Source organism: Variovorax sp. W2I14, assembly GCF_050435205.1.
Lineage (GTDB): Bacteria > Pseudomonadota > Gammaproteobacteria > Burkholderiales > Burkholderiaceae_C > Variovorax > Variovorax paradoxus_C.
Genome location: NZ_JBNDJX010000001.1, coordinates 6,841,236 through 6,861,977 on the forward strand (window position 1 = coordinate 6,841,236; position 20,742 = coordinate 6,861,977).

Below are 20,742 nucleotides of genomic sequence, written 5' to 3' on the forward strand. Positions count from 1 at the left end.
GCCCTTTCAGCGCGCCACGGGGTTGGCCCCGAAGCGACGCGCGACGAACAGCACCAGCCAGGTCACGAGGCCCAGCGCAATCGACAGCGACGCGGCGAGCGCGAAGTTGGCGTAGTTGGTGAACTCGTTGTAGATGGTGATCGGGATCACCTCGAACTTGCTGGCCAGCGTGAAGGCCGTGCCGAAGGCGCCCATCGAGGTCGCGAACAGGATCGCGCCGCAGGCCAGCGTGGTCGGCGCGAGCTCGGGCATCCACACGTCGCGCGCAACACGGAGGCGCGAGGCGCCGAGCGAGCGCGCGGCTTCCTCGAGCTGAACGTTCATCGCTTCGGCCGCCGCCGCATAGGTCGCAATGGCGCGCGGCAACGAGAAATACAGGTATGCGAGAAAGAGGCCGAGCAGCCCGTAGGCGAAGGTGATGCGCTCGCCGATCAGGCTGTCGCTCACGTCGGCCACGAGGCCTTGCCGGCCACCCAGCAGGATCACGAAGAAGCCGATGATCACGCCCGGAAACGACAGCGGCAGCGTGAGCAGCGACAGCAGCACACGCTTGCCGATGAAGGCATGGCGCGCGAGGTAGATGCCCACGGCGGCGCCGAGCACCAGTGTCGCCAGCGTCACCGCCACAGACAGCACGACGGTGTTGACCATGCTCTGCAGGTAGCGCGAGTCGGTCAGCACGGCGAAGTAGGTGGCCCAGCCCTTGTCGGCGGGTAGCGCGAGCAGACGCACCACCGGCAGCAGCCAGAAGGCCGTGAAGAAAGCGGCTGCGGGTGCCACGCAGGCGAGCAGCCGCCAGCGTGCGTTCCAGGCGTTGGAGGGCTTCATCTCGATGCGGACTCAGCGCACCTCTTTGAGGTACCGGTCGGAGAACGCGCGCTGCGCCTCGGCCATGCGGCCGTAGTCCACGCTCTTGGCACGTGCGTATTCGCTCGACGGCAGGAACTGCGCCTCGATCTCCTTGGGCATCGCGCTCGCGCGCACCGGGCGCAGGTAGGCCTTGGCCCAGATCGCCTGGCCTTCGTCGGACAACGTGAAGTCGAGCACCTTCTTCGCGTCGGCCGCGTGCGGCGCCTTGGCGACCAGGCTCATCACGTAGGGCACGACCAGCGTGCCTTCGCTCGGGATGACGAAAGCGACGTTGGCCTTGTCCTTGTACTTGGCGCGGTAGGCGTTGAAGTCGTAGTCGAGCAGGATCGCGATTTCGCCCGACAGCACGCGTGCGTACGAGGTTTGCTTCGGCACGATGGGTTCGTTCTTCTGCAGCGCCTTGAAGTAATCGATGCCCGGCGTGAAGTTGTCCAGCGTGCCGCCGCGCGCCTGGTTGACCGCCACCGCACCCACGTAGCCGACGAAGGCGGAGGCGGGGTCGAGGTAGCCGATGAGGCCCTTGTATTCGGGCTTGAGCAGGTCGGCCCACGACTTGGGAATCGGCTTGCCCTTGAGCGCATCGACGTTGACCATGAAGCCGAGCGTGCCCGAGTGGATGGTGAACCAGTTGCCGGCCGGGTCCTTGAGGCCGTCGGGAATGTCTTTCCACGCCGCGGGCTTGTAGGGCTCGACCACGCCGTCCTTCGCGGCCTGCACCGCGAAGGTCACGCCGAGGTAGGTGACGTCGGCCACGGGGCTTGCCTTCTCGGCGACGAGCTGCGCGAGCGACTGGCCCGAGTTCTTGTTGTCGGCCGGCACGGTGACGCCGGTCTTGGCCTTGATGGCCTTGAGCTGCGTGCCCCAGTCGGCCCATTCGGTGGGGCAGTTGTAGCAAATGGCGGTCTGGGCCATGACGCTGCCTGCGGCGACGAAGGTGGCGGCGATCAGCCCGAGGCGGGCGATGCGGGAGATACGGAGGGACATGAAGAAGCTCCTTGGATGGATGTGGGTGGGAGTGAGGCGGTGATCAATCGGTGGCGACGTCGCACGCGGATGCGCACGACTCGCCGTCACGGAAGGTGTGAGGCAGCAGCAGGCTCGCGTCGGCCTGCAGCGTGGCGCCGCCGGCCATCGACTGGATCAGCAGCTCGACGCTGTGGCGGCCGATGTCGCTGTTGGGCTGCGCGATGGTGGTGAGGGCAGGCGTGAGGTCTTCGCCGAGCGCGATGCCGTCGAAGCCGATCACGCTGAGGTCGCCGGGCACCGAGAGACCGCCCAGGTGCGCGGCGCGGATGCTGCGGATGGCGAGCAGGTCGTTCGAGCAGACGAGTGCGGTGGGGCGGTTGTCGGCCTGCAGCACGCTGGCGAGCGCATCGACGGCGCTTTCGACAAAAGGCACTTCGATCAGCGAAGGGGCCTTGAGCCCCGCATCGGCCATGCCCTTCTGGTAGCCGCGGTAACGCTGTTGCGCGCGATCCGACGCAGCGAGCGTGCCGCTGACCATCGCGATGTGGCGATGGCCGAGCAGCACGAGGCGCGCGACCGCATCGGCCACGGCGGCTTCGCTGTCGACGGTGACACAGGGGTGGTCCGCATGCCGGTTGTAGGCGAGCACATAAGGCGTGCCGGTCGTGCGCAGCCGGGCGAGCGCCTTCGAGGTGGATGGGTTGGAGACCACGAGGATCAACCCATCGACATTGCCGGCGAGCAGCAGTTGCACAGCCCGCTCTTCTTCGTCGAGCCGATAGCCCGTGGTGACAGGAAGGATCGCGTAGCCACCGCCGAGCGCCGCGCGCGCGATGCCCTGCAGGCATTCGGCGAAGGTCGGGTTCAGCAGCGTGGGCAGCACCACGCCCAGCGTGCGGCTGCGCTGGGTGCGCAAGGTGCGCGCGCTCGCATTCGGCACGTAGTGCAGTTCGCGCGCCACGCGCTCCACCAGCTCGCGCGTGGCGGGCGTGACCTTGTCCGGGAAATTGAAGGCCCGCGACACGGTGGCCACGGAGACCTTGGCTTTGGCGGCTACGGCTTGGATGCTCATCGTGCGGTATTCATGTAATCGATTACATTGAACCGCGGCAGTATGACTTCGTCATGACATCGATTGAAGCGGGGAGAAACCCTCGCCGTCTCGGCGAAAGGGCGAGCCGGCCCCAAAGAAAAAGGGCCCGAACGCCCTTGAGTAATTTGCTTGACTGGCTCTACTTGCCCCGGCGAACCCGCCGGATCTCGTCCACGATCAGGCAGATGGCACCGAGCGTGATCGCGCTGTCCGCCGCATTGAACGCCGGGAAGTACCAGTTGCCCGCGTGAAAGCTCAGGAAGTCGACGACGTAGCCGTGCATCATCCGGTCGACCACGTTGCCGATGGCGCCGCCCAGGATGCAGGCCATCGCGAACGAAAAGAGCTTCTGCCCCGCGTGCGACCTCAGCATCCACACGATGAAAATCGCCGCCGCCACGCCGATCGCCGTGAAGAACCAGCGCTGCCAGCCCGAGTGGTCGGCCAGGAACGAGAACGCTGCGCCCGTGTTGTGCGCCCGCACGACGTTGAAGAAGCTCGTCACGTAGGTCGCGTCGCCGAGCTTGTAGTAGCCCAGGATCAGTGTCTTGGTGAACTGGTCGATGATCACGATGATCGCCGCCAGCCCGAGCCAGGGCCAGATGCCCAGGCTGCCACCGCGCGAACGCGATGCCGATGCGGAGCGTGTGGAACGTGTCGTGGCCATCAGGCAAAACTCCGCGATTCGCCGGCGCCGAACAGGTTGCTCGTGCAGCGGCCGCAGATCGTCGGGTGCGCCGCATCGTGGCCCACATCTTCGCGGTAGTGCCAGCAGCGTTCGCACTTCTGCGCGGTGCTCGGCGCGACGGTGGTGGCGAGCGTTTCGCCCGCCGCCAACGCGATGGCCGAGGTGATGAAGAAGACGAACTTCAGGTCGTCGCCCAGCGTGCCGAGGAGCGCGAAGTCGTCGGCCGGCGCGCTCAGTTGCAGGTTGGCCTGCAGCGACGAGCCGACCTTGCCTTCGGCGCGCACGGCCTCGATGTCCTTGTTCACCACGTCGCGGATCTCGCGGATGCGGCTCCACTTGGCGAGCAATGCTTCGTCGGGTGCGTCGAACTTGCAGTACGTCTCGGCGAAGATCGATTCGCCCGGCTTGCCGGTGCTCACGAACTTCCACGCTTCTTCGGCGGTGAAGCTCAGGAACGGCGCCATCCAGCGCAGCATGGCTTGCGAGATGTGCCAGAGCGCCGTCTGTGCGCTGCGGCGCGCGAGCGAGCCGGGCGCGCTCGTGTAGAGGCGGTCCTTCAGGATGTCGAGGTAGAAGCCGCCCAAGTCTTCCGAGCAGTAGATCTGCAGCTTGGACACCACCGGGTGGAACTCGTACACCTTGTAGTGCGCAAGGATCTCGGCCTGGAACTGCGAGGCGCGTGCGAGCGCGTAGCGATCGATCTCGAACAGCTGGTCGAGCGGCACTGCATCCTTGGCGATGTCGAAGTCGCTGGTGTTGGCCATGAGGAAGCGCAGCGTGTTGCGGATGCGGCGGTACGAATCGACCACGCGCGCGAGGATCTTGTCGTCGCCCGCGATGTCGCCCGAGTAGTCGCTCGCAGCCACCCAGAGGCGGATGATTTCCGCGCCCAGCTTGCTGCTGATTTCCTGCGGGTCGATGCCGTTCTTGAGCGACTTGCTCATCTTGATGCCCTTGGCATCGACCGTGAAGCCGTGCGTGAGCAGGCCGCGATAGGGCGCGCGGTCTTCGAGTGCGCAGGCGATCAGCAGCGACGAATGGAACCAGCCGCGATGCTGGTCATGGCCTTCGAGGTACAGGTCGGCTTCGGGGCCCGTCTCGTGATGCACCGTCGGGTGCGTGCCGCGCAGCACGTGATAGAAGGTCGAGCCCGAGTCGAACCACACCTCCAGGATGTCGGTGCTCTTGGTGTAGCTCGGCGCGTCTTCGGCACCCAGGATCTCTTCGGTCGTCACGCGGCTCCAGGCCTCGATGCCGCCCTTCTCGACGATGTCGGCGGCCTGATCGAGGATTTCCATCGTGCGCGGATGCAACTCGCCCGAATCCTTGTGCAGGAAGAACGGGATCGGCACGCCCCAGCTGCGCTGGCGGCTGATGCACCAGTCGGGCCGGCCGGCGATCATGTCGTGCAGGCGCGCCTTGCCGTTCTCCGGGTAGAAGCTGGTCTGCTCGATGGCATCGAGCGCGGTCTGGCGCAGCGTCTTGGGCGCCTTGTCCTTGGTGAACACGCCTTCGCCTTCGTCCATGCGCACGAACCACTGGGCGGCCGCGCGGTAGATCACCGGTGTCTTGTGGCGCCAGCAGTGCGGGTAGCTGTGGGTGATTGTCTCGGTGGTCAGCAGCCGGTTGGCGTCGCGCAGCGCGGCGATGATCACCGGCACGGCCTTCCAGATGTTCTGGCCGCCGAAGAGCGGGAAGTCGGGCGCGTAGCTGCCGTTGCCCTGCACCGGGTTCAGGATGTCGTCGTACGCCACGCCGTGGGCGATGCAGGAGTTGAAGTCGTCCACGCCGTAGGCAGGCGAGGAGTGCACGAGGCCGGTGCCGTCGGTGGCGGTGGCGTAGTCGGCCAGGTACACGGGCGACAGGCGCTTGTAGCCCGCATCGACGTCGTACAGCGGATGCTCGAATTCGAGCCCGCCGAGCGCCTCGCCCTTCACCGTGGCCAGCACCTTGCCGTCGAGCGCGTAGCGCGTCATGCACATCTCGACCAGCGAGTTGGCCAGGATCAGCAAGCCGCGCTCGGTGTCGACCAGCGAGTACTCGATCTCGGGGTTGAGGTTGATCGCCTGGTTGGCGGGGATCGTCCACGCGGTGGTGGTCCAGATCACCGCGAAGATGTCGCCGAGGATCGTGTGGTCGGTGCCGAAGGCCTTGAGCACCTTCTCGCGCTCGTGCGCCTTGAAGGCCACGTCGATGGTCTGGCTCTTCTTGTCGGCGTATTCGATCTCGAATTCAGCGAGCGACGAGCCGCAGTCGAAGCACCAGTACACGGGCTTCAGGCCCCGGTAGACGAAACCGCGCTCGATCACGCGCTTGAACGCGCGCAGCTCGCCGGCTTCGTTGGCAAAGTCCATGGTCTTGTAGGGATGGTCCCATTCGCCCAGCACGCCCAGGCGCTGGAAGTCGAGCATCTGCTGCGCGATCTGCTCGGTGGCGTAGGCGCGGCTCTTGGCCTGCATCTCGTCGCGGCCGAGGTTGCGGCCGAACTGCTTTTCGATGGCGTTCTCGATCGGCAGGCCGTGGCAGTCCCAGCCGGGCACATACAGCGCGTCGAAGCCTTCGAGCTGGCGCGCCTTGGTGATCATGTCCTTGAGGATCTTGTTCACCGCATGGCCCATGTGGATCTGGCCATTGGCGTACGGCGGGCCGTCGTGCAGGATGAACTTGGGCGCGCCGTGGCGGGCGTCGCGCAGGCGGTGGTAGCGGCCTTCGTCGTTCCATTCCTTCACCCAGCCCGGCTCGCGCTTGGGCAGGTCGCCGCGCATCGGGAAGGGGGTGTCGGGCAGGTTCAGCGTGGAACGGTAATCGGTGGGGGAAGCAGCGTCAGACATGTTGGGAGTGCGAAACAGAGGGGCTTCGACAGGCTCAGCCCGAACTGCATTGAGCGGTCGGTGCGGAAGATATAGCCGTTCGCCCTGAGCTTGTCGAAGGGCGGCAGCACGGGCGTGCAGGGCTAAATTCGGTCGCGCGTGGTCTGGCGGTGGGTTTCGGCGTGGGTCGATGCGAAAAACGCGCGTGCGTCGCGCCCATCCTTGGCGATGCCCGCAGTGAGGGCCTCGAGGCTGGTGTAGCGCAATTCGTCGTGCAGTTTGTGCAGGAGTTCCACGCGGACGATTTTACCGTAGGCCCCTTCGGACCCCAGATGCGAGGGCCACTCCAGGCAATGCGTCTCCAGCAGCACCCGGCCGGCGTTGACGTCGTTGGCGTCCAGAGAGGGGCGCACGCCGAGGTTGGCGACGCCCGGCAGGGGCGTGTCGGCCAGGCCGTGCACCAGCACCGCGAAGATGCCGCTGGCGGCGGGTTTCCAGTGCTTGAAACGCAGGTTGAGGGTGCGAAAGCCGTCGTCCTGGCCCGGCGCCGAGGCGCCCAGCGCGCGGCCGAGCTTGCGGCCGTGGACCACGTGGCCCGAGATTGTGTAAGGGCGGCCGAGCAGCGTCTGGGCGTCGGCCATGCGGCCTTCGGCCAGTGCCTCGCGCACCGCTGAGCTGGACACGCGCAGGCCGTGCACCTCATAGCTGTTCATGCGCGCGACGTCGAAGCCGCGCGAATCGCCGGCCGCGTCGAGCATGGCGTAGTCGCCGGCCCGCTTGGCGCCGAAGCGGAAGTCGTCGCCCACCAGCACATAGCGTGCGCCCAAGCCGTCGACCAGCACGTTCTGGATGAAATCCTCGGGCGATTGGGAGGCGAGCCGGCCGTCGAAAGGCAGCACGACGGTCTGCGCCACGCCGCAGGCCGCAAGCTCGCTGAGCTTGTCGCGCAGGGTGCCGATGCGGGCCGGCGCGAGGTCGGGTTTCTTGGTCAGGGCGGCGAAATAGTCGCGCGGGTGCGGCTCGAACGTCAGCACGCAACTGGGCAGCCCGCGCTGGCGGGCCTCGGTCTGCAGCAGCGCGAGCATGGCCTGGTGACCACGGTGCACGCCGTCGAAATTGCCAATCGTGAGGGCGCAGGCAGGGGCTACGCCTGGGTGCCGGAAGCCGCGAAAAACCTGCATCGGTGAGTATCTTTTTGATAGCGCCTTGCGCCCGTCGAATGGGCGAATCAGGCCGTTTTGTCACAAAGCCGGTATATTGTGACGCAGTGCGTTGCCTGGCGTGGGTCTCCGATGCGCTCCGTGTCCCTGGTCTTTCCGTGTTCTCTCACTTTCTTGAGGAGGCGTGTGTGAAGGTCTTGAAGCTGTCGGCCCAAGGGCTGCCCCAGTCATGGATATCGCTCGAACAGGCGGTGATTCACTACGCAGCGGACGAAGTTCGCTGGGAAGTGGGCGCGCAGGTGGCGGTGTTTCGCGGCGGGCACAACGCTGTCACGGGTGAGCAGTCGCAGATTGCGATCAACAGCATCATCGGCACCAAGGGCGTGCCGCGCATCAATCCCTTCACCCAGCGCCCGGGGCTCACCAACAGCAAGCTGTTCTCGCGGGACCGCAACGTTTGCGCCTACTGCGGCGGGCATTTCCACGAAGACGAGCTCACGCGCGAGCACATCATTCCGTTTGCCCAGAAGGGCATCGACACCTGGATGAACGTGGTCACGGCCTGCAAGCCGTGCAACCACCGCAAGAGCAGCCGCACGCCCGAGCAGGCGAACATGCCCTTGTTGTATGCGCCCTACGTACCAAGCCTCTGGGAAGATTTCATTCTGCGAAACCGCCGCATCCTGGCGGACCAGATGGAATTCCTGATGGCGCACCTGCCGCAAAGCTCGCGGCTGCACGACACCTAGCTTCTTTTCAGCGCTTCCAATCCGGCGGGCGCTTTTCGATGAAGGCCTGAACGCCTTCGAGCGCGCTCTCGTCCATCATGTTGCAGGCCATGGTCTGGCTGGCGTCGGCCAGCGCGGCTTCGATGCCGGTTTCCAGCTGACGATAGAAAAGGGCCTTGCCGAGCGCCAGCGCCTTGCGGGGCTTGGCGACGATGCTGGCGACCAGCGCTTCGATTGCTGCGTCGAGTTCGGCCGGCGCGGCCACCCGATTGACCAACCCCTTCTCCCGCGCGTCCTCAGCACTGATGAATTCGCCCGTCACCAGCATCTCGAAGGCTTCCTTGCGGCCTAGATTGCGCGACAACGTGACGCTCGGCGTGGCGCAGAACAGCCCCACGTTGACGCCGCTGACGGCAAAGCGCGCCTCGCTCGACGCCACGGCCAGGTCGCACACCGCGACCAACTGGCAGCCTGCAGCGGTCGCGATGCCGTGCACGCGTGCAATCACCGGCACGGGCAGCCGCTGGATCGACAGCATCATCGCGCCGCAGCGCTCGAAGAGCTGTTGGTAGTAGCCGAGCGACGGTTCCGCCCGCATTTCCTTCAGGTCATGGCCCGCGCAGAAAGCCTTGCCCTCGGCCGCGATGACGACGGCGCGCACGGTCTCGTCGGCCGCGATGTCGCCCAGCGCTTCTTCCAGCGCGCCGAGCATGCCTTCCGACAGGGCGTTGAAAGAGGCCGGGCGATTCAGTGTCAGCGTGACCACGCCGCGCGCGTCGCGCGCTGTGAGCACGAAAGGAGAGGCCGTGTCGTTCATGGCGTGATCCTCAATAGGTCAGTTCGAGCACCGTCACATGCTCCTTCACCGCCGGCCAGGTCAGGCCGGTGATGCGCTCGCCGTTGAATTCACCAGTGACCGCGCGCTGCGGCTCGCTCGCGGCGATGCGCAGCCTGGAACTCGACACGCCCGAGCCCTTGGGCGGCACGCCGGCCGGCAGGCTTTGTCCGTCGAAGCGCATCGTGTCGCGCTCCGCATCGAAATACCCGCGCGGGCGCGTGAAGACCACGACCACATTGGCGCTGCCGTCGCCGGGCGTGGTGCGCTCGGGGCGCAGGTTCACGACCCCGCTGCTGCGCGGAAACGGGCTGCGGTAGATGTGCGTGGTGCCGTAGCCGGGTGCGCTCAAGACGAACTCGTAAGCCGTGCCGCCGCGCGCACTGAACGGGCCCCAGCGGCCGTCGGCACCGATGTTCTTGCTGTGCACCGCATCGCCCTGCCGCACGCCCGTGGCCGGGTCGACGGCGTAGACGCGGAGTTGCCCGCCATTCAGCGAAAGGTTCTCCGCGCCGATCGCGCGGCCGTCGAGAACGACGTTGGTCTCGGCCGCCACCGCCGTGCTGCGCGGCGCCTGGCCGGTCAGGAACTGCCACGTCGCGGCAAACGCAGCGGGCGAGAACGAGGTCTCGCGGTGATCCACGCGCGGCAGCACGACATTGGTCGCGCCCTTGAGCGCCGGCCCGTCGAAGCCGATGTTGGTCGGCTTGCCTGGTGCGCCGATCCACACGCCGTCGGGCTGCGCGTACTTGTCGTTGTTGTCCGAGCGCAGGGTGAGCCACTTCACGCCAGGCGTGACCTCGTCGCCGTTCGAGCCCTTGGGCGCATTGAGCTGCTGCATGAAGCCCGAGAGGCCCGAGAACTCGTTGTTCTCGCGGAGGCCCTTCACCGCCCAGATGCCATGCGCCGGATTGCCGCCCAGCACCACATGGCTCACCACGGCTGCGCCGCCGCCGTTCTGCACGTAGTTGCGGATCGTGTTGCCGCCGCGCGAGTTGCCGATCAGCACGACCTTGCTGGCGCCCGTGGCCTTGAGCACCTTGTCGACTTCGGCCTTCAGGAAGACGGCCGAATCCTTGGTCGAGCTGCGGCCGGGCTGGGCGACCGCGTCGTCGTCGCGAGCGAGTGGGTTCGGCTGGTCGACCGCAAAGAGCCGGTCGCGCGGCCAGCCGTTCGATTCGAAGCGCCAGATCGTGGTTTGCCAGAGCGCCGCCGAATCGCCGTTGCCGTGCATGAAGACGATCGGCGGGCGTTCGGTGAACGAAGGCGAGGGCGCGGTGGCGCAGGCGGTCAGCATGGCGGTCGATGCGAGCCCAAAAGTAAGGGGCAGTGCGAGGATGGTGCGGCGTGATTGCATGTTTCGTTTCCGGCGGGGTTCCAAGTGAAAACGCCCGCCGGCGCAAGGCGGGCGGGCGTTGGATGCTATGGGAAAACGGCTGTCAGGCGAAGACGCCGGCCGTGTCCTGCATGCGTGCCGACACTTCGCCCAGGTGGTGCAGCGTGTCGCCGAAGGTCATCTCCAGCTGCGTGAGCTTGCGGAAGTAGTGGCTGCCGATGTATTCGTCGGTCACCCCGATGCCGCCGTGCAGCTGCACCGAGTTGGCGGCCACGTAGCGCATCGACGTGCCCAGCTGGTACTTGGCGCGCGCCAGCGCCTGGTGACGTTCGTCGGCGGGGGCGTTGAGCTTGAGCGTCGCGTAGTAGCTCATCGAGCGCGCGAGTTCCAGCTGCATCTTCATGTCGGCGACGCGGTGGCGCAGCGCCTGGAAGGTGGAGATGGTCACGCCGAACTGCTTGCGCTGGTTCATGTAGTCGACCGTGAGGGCCACGGTCTTGTCCATCACGCCGACCGCTTCGGCGCAGGTGGCGGCGATGCCGACGTCGACCGCGTATTCCAGCGCGGCCAGGCCATCGGCCGTGACCAGCGTGGCGTGGGCCTTGTCGAACACGACCTCGGCTGCGCGGCCGCCGTCCTGCGTACCGTAGCCGCGGGCTTCCACGCCGCTGGCGCTGCGCTCGACCAGGAAGAGGGCGATCTTGCCGTCCACCTTCGCCGGAACGATGTACGCATCGGCTTCGTCACCCACGGGTACCACGCTCTTGGCGCCGGTCAGCGAGTAGCCGCTGCCCGACTTGGCGGCCGTGGCTTCGCACACGTCGAGGCGGTAGCGGGCCTTGCGCTCCTGGTAGGCCAGCACCACGATGGCCTGGCCGCCGGCGATGCGCGGCAGCCAGTTGTCCTTGGTGCCCGCATCGGCGTAGCCGCTGAGCACCGCGCCGGCGATCAGCGTCTGCGCGAAGGGCTCCAGCACGATGCCGCGGCCCAGTTCTTCCATCACGACCATGCCGGCCACCGGGCCCATGCCCAGGCCGCCGTCGTCTTCGGCGATGTAGAGGCCGCCCAGGCCCAGCTCGGCCAGTTCGTCCCACGCTTCGCGCGAGAAGCCGCCCTTGGCCTCGATGCCGCGGCGGCGCTCGAAGTCATAGCCCTTGTCGACCCACTTGCGGACGGCGTCGCGCAGCTGTTCCTGGTCGTCGGTGAAATTGAAATCCATGTTCTTGTCTCCTCAGCCCAGGACCGTCTGCGCGACGATGTTGCGTTGCACTTCATTGCTGCCACCGTAGATCGTGGTCTTGCGCATGTTGAAGAAGGTCGATGCGAGCGGTGCGAGCGCCGGATTCCCGCCCGGGAAGTTGCCTTGCCAGCCGGCTTCCATGGCTTCGCGGATGAGCGGCAGCGAGTACGGGCCGCCGGCCAGCATCATCAGTTCGCTGTAGCGCTGCTGGATCTCGCTGCCGCGGATCTTGAGCAGGCCCGCGACGTCGAGCGAGTTCTTGCCCGAGGTGGCGGCCGAGAGCACGCGCAGCACCATCATCTCGAGCGCGACGATGTCGACCTCGAGCTTGGCGATTTCGTCGCGGAAGCGCATGTCGTCGTAGACGCCTTCGCTCTTGGCGATGCGCTTGAGGCGCTCGAGCTCGCGCTTGGCGCGGTTCACGTCGGCGATGTTGGTGCGCTCGTGCGAGAGCAGGTGCTTGGCGTAGGTCCAGCCCTTGTTCTCCTCGCCGATCAGGTTCTCGGCGGGCACTTCGACGTTGTCGAAGAACACTTCGTTGACTTCATGGCCGCCATCGAGCAGCTTGATCGGGCGCACCGTGACGCCGGGCGACTTCATGTCGAGCAAGAGGAAGCTGATGCCGGTCTGCGGCTTGCCTTCGTTGCTGGTGCGCACGAGGTTGAACATCCAGTCGCCGTATTGGCCGAGCGTGGTCCAGGTCTTCTGGCCGTTGACGATGTACTTGTCGCCCTTGCGCTCGGCCTTGGTCTTGACCGAGGCCAAGTCGGAGCCCGAACCGGGTTCGCTGTAGCCCTGGCTCCACCAGACTTCGCCGCTGGCGATGCCGGGGAGAAAGCGCTTTTGCTGCTCGGCGTTGCCGAAGGCCATGATCACCGGGGCGACCATCACGGGGCCGAAGGGCACGATGCGCGGCGCGCCGGCGAGGGCGGTTTCCTCCTCGAAGAGGTGGCGCTGGATGGCGGTCCAGCCGGGACCGCCGAATTCGGTGGGCCATCCGTAGCCCAGCCAGCCCTTCTTTCCGAGGATCTTGGCCCAGCCTTGCAGATCGTCGCGCGTGAGTTCGAGCGCGTTGTGCACCTTGTGCGAAATCTCCTGGGGGAGGTTGTCCTTGACCCATGCGCGAACTTCTTCGCGGAACTTCTGTTCTTCGGGTGTGAAGCTCAAATCCATGCGTGCCTCGCTGTGTTGATCGGTCCACCGCAGACGCGGTGTGTCTCCGGAGCTTCGAGTTTTAGCACGGTCGTGCTGTGATCCGGTGTCCGCGTTGCGACAAGCCGGACATGTGCCCCCGGCTTTTCACTTCGCTTCGCTATGTGTAGTTCGCCGCCCCCCGAGGGGGAGGCCGGCTCGCCTTGGGGCGGCCCGGCGGCGGCCGCCGTACACGGATAATCCCGCCCTCCCATGAAGAACATCGTGATCCTCATTTCCGGCGGCGGCTCCAACATGGCGGCCATCGTGCGTGCCGCCGACCGCGACCGCTGGGCCGAGCGCTTCGGCGCACGCATTGCGGCTGTCGTCAGCAACAAGGCCGACGCCGGAGGGTTGGCGCTCGCCAGGTCGCACGGCATTGCCGCCGAAGTCGTGCCGCACAAGGAATTTCCGACACGCGAGGCCTTTGACGAGGCACTGGCGAAGGTTGTCGACGCGTATTCGCCGGCGCTGGTCGTGCTGGCAGGGTTCATGCGCATCCTGACGCCGGGCTTCGTCGGGCGTTATGCAGGTCGGCTGGTGAACATCCATCCTTCGCTGCTGCCGGCTTTTCCGGGGCTCCATACCCATCAGCGCGCCATCGATGCGGGCTGCAAGGTGGCCGGTGTGACCGTGCACCAGGTCACCACCGAACTCGACCACGGGCCGATCCTCGCGCAGGCCGTGGTGCCCGTGCTGCCCGACGACACCGCCGCCACGCTGGCGGGCAGGGTGCTGGCGCAGGAGCATCAGTTGTATCCACGCGCCATTGCCGGATGGCTTGCGGATACATCGAGTCACATTCGTTAATTTTGTTTATATTGGCAGGTTTTCGGGGGAGTTCGAAGTGAGGAATAGATACCCAAACCTGCTGGCGACTGTCGCTGGCGCCGCTCTCGTGGCGGGCTGTGCAGCGCCGACACCGGCACCCGCACCTGCCCCCGCTCCGGCGCCCGCTGCGCGGACGGAGCCGGTCTATCAATGCAATGCCGATAGCGCCAAGTTCGCCGTCGGGCAGCCTTTGACGCCGCAGCTGGAAGCCGCGGCCCGCGCCCGGTCCGGCGCGGGGATCGTCCGCACGCTGAAGCCGGGCGAGGCAGTCACCATGGAATTCAACGGCGGGCGGCTCAACCTCCACGTCGATGCGCGCAACCGCGTGACCGCGGTTGGCTGCGGCTGACCCGTGTCCCGCCAGCCCGGCTAGATCGGCGCGAACCTGCGCTGCACCACGCCGCCGATCTCGATCGTTTCGCCGAACATTGCCGCGGGGCGGACCCAGAGGCCTTGAGCCCCGTAAAGCGCGCGATACAGCGTCATGGGCTCCAGGGTTTCGCTGTGTCGCACGGTGCCCAGGACTTCGTATTCACCGCCCTTGTAGTGGCGGTAGCGGCCTGGAGGCGGTTCGATCAGGGGTGGCAGGTTGTCGTCGTTCAACGGGAGCTTCTTTCTTCAAAAACGGTCGGTGCTTGATTTGACGGGAGTCGAATGGATCGCGCGGATTTTGTTCACCTGGTTCGACTGAGCGAGCATGCCAGTGCCGACAACAGCGCGCGCTACCGGCGCGGCGTGGCGGCGTTTGCCGCGCTCGGCTATCTCTGGGTGCTGGGCTGCCTCGGGCTCTCGGTGGGCATCATCGCCTGGGTGGTTTCGTCGCTTGGGCGCGAGCGCTTCAGCGTGTCGCGCGGCTGGCTGCTGGTTTTTGCGCTGGGGCTGCTCTGGGCCACGGTGCGTGCACTCTGGGTGCGCTTCGACGAGCCGGAGGGCAAGGAACTCTTTCGGGAGGATGCGCCGGCGCTCTTCGAGGCGCTGGACCGCATCCGCAGCAAGATCAAGGGCCCGCCGGTCCACCGCGTCTACCTGGACGACGATTTCAACGCCAGCATTCGCCAGGTGCCGCGATTCGGGCTGTTCGGCGGCGCAGTCAATTCGCTGAGCATCGGTCTGCCTCTTTTGATGATGCTGAACCGGCAGCGACTGCTGTCGGTGCTGGCGCATGAGTACGGCCACTTGCGCGGCAACCACGGCAAGCTGAGTGCCTGGATCTACCGCACGCGGCTTTCCTGGCTCAAGCTGGACGCGAGCCTGCAGAGCGACGAAGGCGTGATGGCGCTGGTGTCGCACGCCTTTTTCCGCTGGTATTTCCCGCGCTTCGCGGCGAAGACGTTCGCGCTGGCCCGGCAGGACGAGTACGAGGCCGACCGCATCTCGGGCCGGCTGCTGGGCACCGCGGTGGCGGCCACCGCGCTGACCGAGATCGCGATCAAGGGCAATTGGTACGCCAACGAGTTCTGGCCCGCGCACTGGGCTCGCGCCGAACTGGAGCCGCAGGCCCCGGGGCCCTTTGCTGCCCTGCGCAAGTTCGCCCACGTGCCGCCGAGCGACGATTTCGCCCGCCAGGCGCTGCGCGAGGCGATGCGCCGCGTCAGCGACCTGGACGACACGCATCCGGTGCTGCGCGACCGGCTGGAAGCGCTGGGCCAGAAGGCGGTCCTGCCGCCGTGGTCGGAGCGGCCGGCGCTCGACCTGCTGGCCGACAGCGCGAAATGGATCGGGCATTTCGACAACCAGTGGCGCCGCGCCCACGCCAGCGACTGGAAGCAGCACCACGCGCATCGGGCGCGCATCCGCGAGCGCATCGCGGTGCTGGCGGCACGGGGCGAACGCAACACGCCCGACGAGATGGTCGAGTGGGCCGATTCCGAGCGCCGGCTCGATCCGGCGGCACCTGTGCGCGTGCGCTACGAGAGCGCGCTGCGCATCGCGCCGGAGCACCCGGGTGCGTTGCGCGGGCTGGTCCAGATGCTGCCCGTGAGCGACCGTGCCGGCCGGCTCGCGGTGCTCGAGCGGCTGCACCAGTCGGGCGCCGCCAGCCGCTGGTGGGCCGCCAAGAACGCCGTCGCTTCGCTGGAAGAGCCCGACGCCGGACCTCATGACGAGGAGGCGTTGAAGCTGTGGCGCGGCAGGCTCAAGGAGGCGGAGGAGGCCGAGGCGCGCGCCTGGGAGGAAATCACCGAGACGCCGTTCTTCAGCCAGATCGGACGGCACGACCTGAACGACCACGAACTGGGTGAATTGAAGGCGGATTTCGTTCGCTGCCTCCCCGCGTCGCGGGCCTGGCTGGTGCGCAAGAACCTGCGCGAATTCCCGTGGCGCCGCGCCTATATCGTGTTCGTCGAACTGCCGGGGCTGGACGACGACGACCGCTGGCAGCTGTGCCGTCAGCTGGAACAGACGCTGACGCTGCCGGGCGCCGCGCTGGTGCTCTGGGCTGGGCATTCGCCCACGCTGGCGGACATCGAGCAGCACGCTTTTGGGGCGGTCTGGACGCGCGAGGCGTAGCACAGCGGGCGCCTGAGACAATCGGGGGATGCACCCCAAAGCCCTGTTGGAGGCCACCGCCGATCTGGTGGGCCTTGTCCTGAAATTCGATCACCCGGCCGACCAGGTCGTTTCCCGCTTCTTTCGCGACCACCGCGAGTTCGGCCCGCGCGAGCGCGCCACGCTGGCCGAGACCGTCTACACCGTGCTTCGCAAGAAGCTGCTGTTCGACCACCTCTCGCCTTCGGGCAGCGGGTCGAAGGAGCGCCGCATGGCGATCCTCGGCTTCCATGGGCCACGCGACTTCCTGAAGAGCGCGCTCAACGACACCGAGAAGCGCTGGCTCGACAACTGCGATGCAGTCAAGCCGGAAGACCTGCTGGAGCGCCATCGCCACAACCTGCCCGAGTGGCTGGTGGCGCCGCTCAAGGCCCAACTCGGCGACGGGTTCTGGCCGCTGGTCGAGAGTCTGCAGCAGCCGGCGCCGCTTGATCTGCGCGTCAACGCACTGACTGACAAACGGACGGAGGTGAAGGCGGAGCTTGCGAAGGCTGCTATCAAATCTGAAGTGACGCCGTTCTCGCCCTGGGGCTTGCGCATCGAAGGCAAGCCGGCGCTGACCAAGCTGGATGCGTTCGCTCGCGGTGCCGTCGAAGTGCAGGATGAAGGATCGCAGCTTCTCGCTCTGCTGCTGGACGCCAAGCGCGGCGAGATGGTGGTCGATTTCTGCGCCGGTGCGGGGGGCAAGACTCTGGCCATCGGTGCCACGATGCGGAATACAGGGCGTCTCTATGCCTTCGATACCTCGGCGCACCGGCTCGATGCGCTCAAGCCACGGCTGGCGCGCAGCAAGCTGTCGAACGTTCACCCAGCTGCCATCGCGCATGAACGGGACGACCGGATCAAGCGGCTGGCAGGCAAGATCGACCGGGTGCTGGTCGACGCGCCGTGCTCGGGGCTCGGCACGCTGCGGCGCAATCCGGACCTGAAATGGCGCCAGTCGCCCAAATCGGTGGAGGAATTAACGGTCAAGCAGACGGCCATCCTGCAAAGCGCGGCGCGGCTTGTGAAGTCGGGCGGCCGGCTGGTTTACGCCACCTGCAGCGTACTGCCGGAAGAAAACGAGGCCATCGCCGAGGCTTTTGGTGCCGCGAATCCCGATTTCGAGCCCGTGGACGCCGCGGAACTGCTGCAGGGGCTCAAAGTGGAGGGTTTCGAGGCGCTTTGCGCCGGCGGGGCGGACGGCAGGCGCTATCTGCGCCTGTGGCCGCATCGCCATTCGACCGACGGTTTCTTCGCTGCCGTGTGGAACCGCAAATAGGGGTGGGACTCCAAACTAGGGTTAATCAGCGATTTTCTTGAAGGGTAAACGGCCTTGTTTTGGGCCAGCCCCTTTAAAATCGCGGGTTAGCTTAAGGCTGCACCTTCGTGTGGCTATGGAGTACCTGAATCAATGTTGCTTCCTGACTCTGCCGTTCTCAATGCGGCCATCCAATGGCTCGGACACGGCTTGTGGGACCTCACATGGTGGCAAGTCGTGCTGTACACGCTCGTCACCACGCACATCACGATTGCCGCGGTCACGATTTTCCTGCACCGCACGCAAACGCACCGGGCCATGGATCTGGGCCCGATCCCCTCGCATTTCTTCCGCTTCTGGCTGTGGCTCGGCACCGGCATGGTGACCAAGGAATGGGTTGCCATTCACCGCAAGCACCACGCCAAGTGCGAAACCCAGGAAGACCCGCACAGCCCGCAGGTCAAGGGCATCGACGAAGTGCTCTGGCGCGGCGCGGAGCTGTATCGCAAGGAATCGAAGAACAAGGACACGATCGATCGCTACGGCCACGGCACGCCCGATGACTGGATTGAACGCAACCTCTATTCGCGCTACAGCTGGCAAGGCGTGGGCCTGATGCTGGTGATCAATCTGGCGCTGTTCGGTACGCTCGGCATGGCGGTCTGGGCGGTCCAGATGCTCTGGATCCCGATTACCGCCGCCGGTATCATCAACGGCATCGGCCATTATTGGGGTTACCGCAACTTCGAGGCACCCGATGCCAGCCGCAACATCATGCCCTGGGGTCTGATCATCGGTGGCGAAGAGCTGCACAACAACCACCACACCTACCCGACGTCGGCCAAGTTCTCGGTCAAGAAGTACGAATTCGACATTGGTTGGATCTACATCCAGGCAATGCAGGCCATCGGCTGGGCCAAGGTCAAGAAGGTTCCGCCGAAGATGCAGATGGGCGATATCCAGCCCGTGGCCAACGAGAAGACGCTCGAAGCTGTCATCGCCAATCGCTACGAAGTCATGGCTGGCTATGCGCGCGAAATGCGCCGTGCTACCAGTGAAGAACTGGCTCAGTTGAAGACCAAGGGTGCTGACCTGTCGGTGCTCAAGGCGGCCAAGCGCTGGCTGCACCGCGACGACGACAAGGTGCCCGCCTCGGCCCGCACGCATATCGTTCAGGCGCGCGCAGCCCATCCGGTGCTCGACAAGATGGTGACGATGCGCGAAGAGCTGCGCCAACTCTGGCTGAACACCTCGCAGTCGCGCGAGCAGCTGGCGGCCGACCTTGCGGCTTGGTGCCACCGCGCGGAAGCGAGCGGCATTGCTGGTCTGCGCGAGTTCTCTACGCGCCTGCGTTCAGCTCGCGCTTGAGCGAGCAGAGCATCCTGCACTTCAATAAAAACCGGCCTGAGGCCGGTTTTTTTGCGCCTACTCTCAAGCAAGCGTCGGAACGACAGGCAACAAAAAACCCGCTGGGTAAGCAGCGGGTTCTTTGTTTGGAAAACCAGAGCTGAATTACTTCAGCTTGATTTCCTTGTATTCGACGTGCTTGCGCGCCTTCGGGTCGAACTTCATGATCGACATCTTTTCAGGCATCGTCTTCTTGTTCTTGCTGGTCGTGTAGAAGTGGCCGGTACCCGCGGTGGATTCCAGCTTGATCTTTTCGCGTCCGCCTTTGCTCGTTGCCATGATTCAGCTCCTTAAGCTTGGCCGCGTGCGCGCAGGTCTGCGAGCACGGCGTCGATACCGTTCTTGTCGATCAAGCGCAGTGCAGCGCTCGAAACGCGCAGGCGAACCCAGCGGTTTTCAGTCTCGACCCAGAAACGGCGGTATTGCAGGTTCGGCAGGAACCGGCGCTTGGTTTTGTTGTTGGCGTGGGAAACGTTGTTTCCGACCATCGGGCCTTTGCCCGTTACGTCGCATACGCGTGCCATGTGGACACTCTTTCTTGAACAGCTGGCACCGGCGCAATCGTGGCGATTGCAGGTGTTTTGCAGCTTGACCTCGCCAGAAACGGGTGGCGGTACCCCGGCTTTGCCTGAATGCTTTGAGCCCCCGTGAGAGGGCCCTGTTTCGGCAAAGCCTCGGATTATAGCCCTTTTGGGCTGCCCCGGATTTAGAGCGTGCCGTCCTGCTCAAGGAAGCGCTGAGCGTCCAGCGCCGCCATGCAGCCCGTACCTGCGCTTGTGATGGCCTGGCGATAGACGTTGTCCTGCACGTCGCCCGCGGCGAAGACGCCCGGAATGCTGGTCATCGTCGCAAAGCCCTGCAGGCCCGAGCGGGTCAGGATGTAGTTGTCCTTCATCTCCAGTTGGCCCTGGAAGATGTCGGTGTTGGGGTGGTGCCCGATGGCGATGAAGCAGCCCTTGAGATCGATCTGCTCGGTCTCGCCGGTCTGTGTGTTCTTGATGCGGATGCCGGTCACACCGGTGCCGTCGCCCAGCACCTCGTCGAGCTCGTTGTGCAGCTTCAGCACGATCTTGCCTTCGGCGACCTTTTCCTTGACCTTGTCGATCAGGATCGGCTCGGCGCGGAACTTGTCGCGGCGGTGCACCAGCGTGACCTTGTTGGCGATGTTGGCCAGGTACAGCGCTTCCTCGACAGCCGTGTTGCCACCGCCGATCACGCAGACTTCCTGCTCGCGGTAGAAAAAGCCGTCGCAGGTTGCGCAAGCGGAGACGCCGCGGCCCATGAACTTCTCTTCGGAATCGAGGCCCAGGTATTTGGCGGATGCGCCTGTTGCGATGATCAGCGAATCGCAGGTGTAGGTGCCGCTGTCACCGGTCAGGGTGAATGGGCGCTTGCTCAGGTCGACCTTGTTGATGTGATCGAAAACGATCTGCGTCTTGAACCGTTCGGCATGCTCCAGAAAGCGCTGCATCAACTCCGGGCCCTGCACGCCATGCACGTCGGCCGGCCAGTTGTCGACCTCGGTGGTGGTCATCAATTGCCCGCCCTGGGCAATGCCCGTGATGAGCAAGGGCTGAAGATTTGCGCGGGCTGCATAGACGGCTGCGGTATAGCCGGCAGGGCCGGAGCCGAGAATCAAAACCTTGGCGTGTTGGGGAGCGGACATGGATGGAAAGCCTAGGATATACGCTGCATCAGCGTGTACATTTTCAGGGTGGTAGCGATATATATGGAGTATCACCGCCCGGTTCAACACCGGGTGCACGGTGTTTTCAATGCGCGCGATTGTAGTAATCCATT

Annotated in this window: 20 protein-coding genes; 6 read left to right on the forward strand and 14 right to left on the reverse strand. The window is 65.5% G+C overall.

The window, feature by feature from the left end:
- Window positions 1–6: 6 nt before the first annotated feature.
- The 6 genes from QF040_RS31890 to QF040_RS31915 all read right to left on the reverse strand — a co-directional run bounded on the left by QF040_RS31890 (window position 7) and on the right by QF040_RS31915 (window position 7,608).
- Window positions 7–828, reverse strand: coding sequence for an ABC transporter permease (locus QF040_RS31890; protein ID WP_429614254.1), 822 nt, complete (start codon window positions 826–828; stop codon window positions 7–9).
- A 12-nt stretch (window positions 829–840) separates the two neighbouring features.
- On the reverse strand, window positions 841–1,854 hold the full coding sequence (locus QF040_RS31895) for an ABC transporter substrate-binding protein (protein WP_306880030.1): 1,014 nt from the start codon (window positions 1,852–1,854) through the stop codon (window positions 841–843).
- Between the two features lie 43 nt (window positions 1,855–1,897).
- Window positions 1,898–2,908: a LacI family DNA-binding transcriptional regulator gene (locus QF040_RS31900; RefSeq protein WP_429614255.1), complete on the reverse strand. Its 1,011-nt coding sequence runs from the start codon at window positions 2,906–2,908 to the stop codon at window positions 1,898–1,900.
- Window positions 2,909–3,068: 160 nt separating this feature from the next.
- Window positions 3,069–3,596: a signal peptidase II gene (lspA, locus tag QF040_RS31905; protein ID WP_429614256.1), complete on the reverse strand. Its 528-nt coding sequence runs from the start codon at window positions 3,594–3,596 to the stop codon at window positions 3,069–3,071.
- Window positions 3,596–6,448, reverse strand: coding sequence for an isoleucine--tRNA ligase (gene ileS, locus QF040_RS31910; RefSeq protein WP_429614257.1), 2,853 nt, complete (start codon window positions 6,446–6,448; stop codon window positions 3,596–3,598). The genes lspA and ileS overlap by 1 nt, the downstream gene beginning before the upstream one ends.
- Before the next feature lie 122 nt (window positions 6,449–6,570).
- A complete protein-coding gene (locus QF040_RS31915; RefSeq protein WP_429614258.1) occupies window positions 6,571–7,608 on the reverse strand; it encodes a bifunctional riboflavin kinase/FAD synthetase in 1,038 nt (345 codons plus the stop codon).
- A 167-nt stretch (window positions 7,609–7,775) separates the two neighbouring features.
- Between QF040_RS31915 and QF040_RS31920 the strand changes: the two genes are divergently transcribed.
- Window positions 7,776–8,336, forward strand: coding sequence for an HNH endonuclease (locus QF040_RS31920; RefSeq protein WP_013539832.1), 561 nt, complete (start codon window positions 7,776–7,778; stop codon window positions 8,334–8,336).
- A gap of 7 nt (window positions 8,337–8,343) precedes the next feature.
- Here the strand turns inward: QF040_RS31920 and QF040_RS31925 are convergent, their stop codons facing one another.
- The 4 genes from QF040_RS31925 to QF040_RS31940 form a co-directional block, all read right to left on the reverse strand.
- Entirely contained in the window at window positions 8,344–9,132 is a 789-nt protein-coding gene (locus QF040_RS31925; RefSeq protein ID WP_429614259.1) for an enoyl-CoA hydratase, read from the reverse strand.
- Between the two features lie 10 nt (window positions 9,133–9,142).
- Window positions 9,143–10,507, reverse strand: a complete 1,365-nt coding sequence (locus tag QF040_RS31930) for an alpha/beta fold hydrolase (protein WP_429614260.1) — start codon at window positions 10,505–10,507, stop codon at window positions 9,143–9,145.
- 82 nt (window positions 10,508–10,589) lie between these two features.
- Window positions 10,590–11,705 carry an acyl-CoA dehydrogenase family protein gene (locus tag QF040_RS31935; protein WP_429614261.1) on the reverse strand — a complete coding sequence of 372 codons (1,116 nt, stop codon included), beginning with the start codon at window positions 11,703–11,705 and terminating at the stop codon, window positions 10,590–10,592.
- Between the two features lie 12 nt (window positions 11,706–11,717).
- Entirely contained in the window at window positions 11,718–12,899 is a 1,182-nt protein-coding gene (locus QF040_RS31940) for an acyl-CoA dehydrogenase family protein (protein WP_429614262.1), read from the reverse strand.
- Between the two features lie 231 nt (window positions 12,900–13,130).
- Between QF040_RS31940 and purN the strand changes: the two genes are divergently transcribed.
- Together purN and QF040_RS31950 are read left to right on the forward strand one after the other, a co-directional pair.
- Window positions 13,131–13,727, forward strand: coding sequence for a phosphoribosylglycinamide formyltransferase (purN, locus tag QF040_RS31945; protein ID WP_429614263.1), 597 nt, complete (start codon window positions 13,131–13,133; stop codon window positions 13,725–13,727).
- Between the two features lie 88 nt (window positions 13,728–13,815).
- A complete protein-coding gene (locus tag QF040_RS31950; protein ID WP_429614724.1) occupies window positions 13,816–14,097 on the forward strand; it encodes an I78 family peptidase inhibitor in 282 nt (93 codons plus the stop codon).
- Window positions 14,098–14,117: 20 nt separating this feature from the next.
- Here the strand turns inward: QF040_RS31950 and QF040_RS31955 are convergent, their stop codons facing one another.
- A complete protein-coding gene (locus tag QF040_RS31955; protein ID WP_429614264.1) occupies window positions 14,118–14,351 on the reverse strand; it encodes a DUF1653 domain-containing protein in 234 nt (77 codons plus the stop codon).
- A gap of 51 nt (window positions 14,352–14,402) precedes the next feature.
- Between QF040_RS31955 and QF040_RS31960 the strand changes: the two genes are divergently transcribed.
- The 3 genes from QF040_RS31960 to QF040_RS31970 all read left to right on the forward strand — a co-directional run bounded on the left by QF040_RS31960 (window position 14,403) and on the right by QF040_RS31970 (window position 18,903).
- Window positions 14,403–16,256, forward strand: coding sequence for a M48 family metalloprotease (locus QF040_RS31960; protein ID WP_429614265.1), 1,854 nt, complete (start codon window positions 14,403–14,405; stop codon window positions 16,254–16,256).
- 28 nt (window positions 16,257–16,284) lie between these two features.
- Entirely contained in the window at window positions 16,285–17,556 is a 1,272-nt protein-coding gene (locus QF040_RS31965) for an RsmB/NOP family class I SAM-dependent RNA methyltransferase (RefSeq protein WP_429614266.1), read from the forward strand.
- Window positions 17,557–17,688: 132 nt separating this feature from the next.
- Window positions 17,689–18,903 carry a DesA family fatty acid desaturase gene (locus QF040_RS31970; RefSeq protein ID WP_306880014.1) on the forward strand — a complete coding sequence of 405 codons (1,215 nt, stop codon included), beginning with the start codon at window positions 17,689–17,691 and terminating at the stop codon, window positions 18,901–18,903.
- A 144-nt stretch (window positions 18,904–19,047) separates the two neighbouring features.
- Here QF040_RS31970 and rpmG read toward each other — a convergent pair whose 3' ends face one another.
- The 3 genes from rpmG to trxB form a co-directional block, all read right to left on the reverse strand.
- Window positions 19,048–19,221, reverse strand: coding sequence for a 50S ribosomal protein L33 (gene rpmG, locus QF040_RS31975; RefSeq protein ID WP_007830291.1), 174 nt, complete (start codon window positions 19,219–19,221; stop codon window positions 19,048–19,050).
- 11 nt (window positions 19,222–19,232) lie between these two features.
- Window positions 19,233–19,466: a 50S ribosomal protein L28 gene (gene rpmB, locus QF040_RS31980; protein ID WP_007830293.1), complete on the reverse strand. Its 234-nt coding sequence runs from the start codon at window positions 19,464–19,466 to the stop codon at window positions 19,233–19,235.
- A gap of 182 nt (window positions 19,467–19,648) precedes the next feature.
- Window positions 19,649–20,608 (reverse strand): thioredoxin-disulfide reductase, encoded by a 960-nt coding sequence (gene trxB / locus QF040_RS31985; RefSeq protein ID WP_013539843.1) that lies wholly within the window; start codon window positions 20,606–20,608, stop codon window positions 19,649–19,651.
- Window positions 20,609–20,742 lie beyond the last annotated feature (134 nt).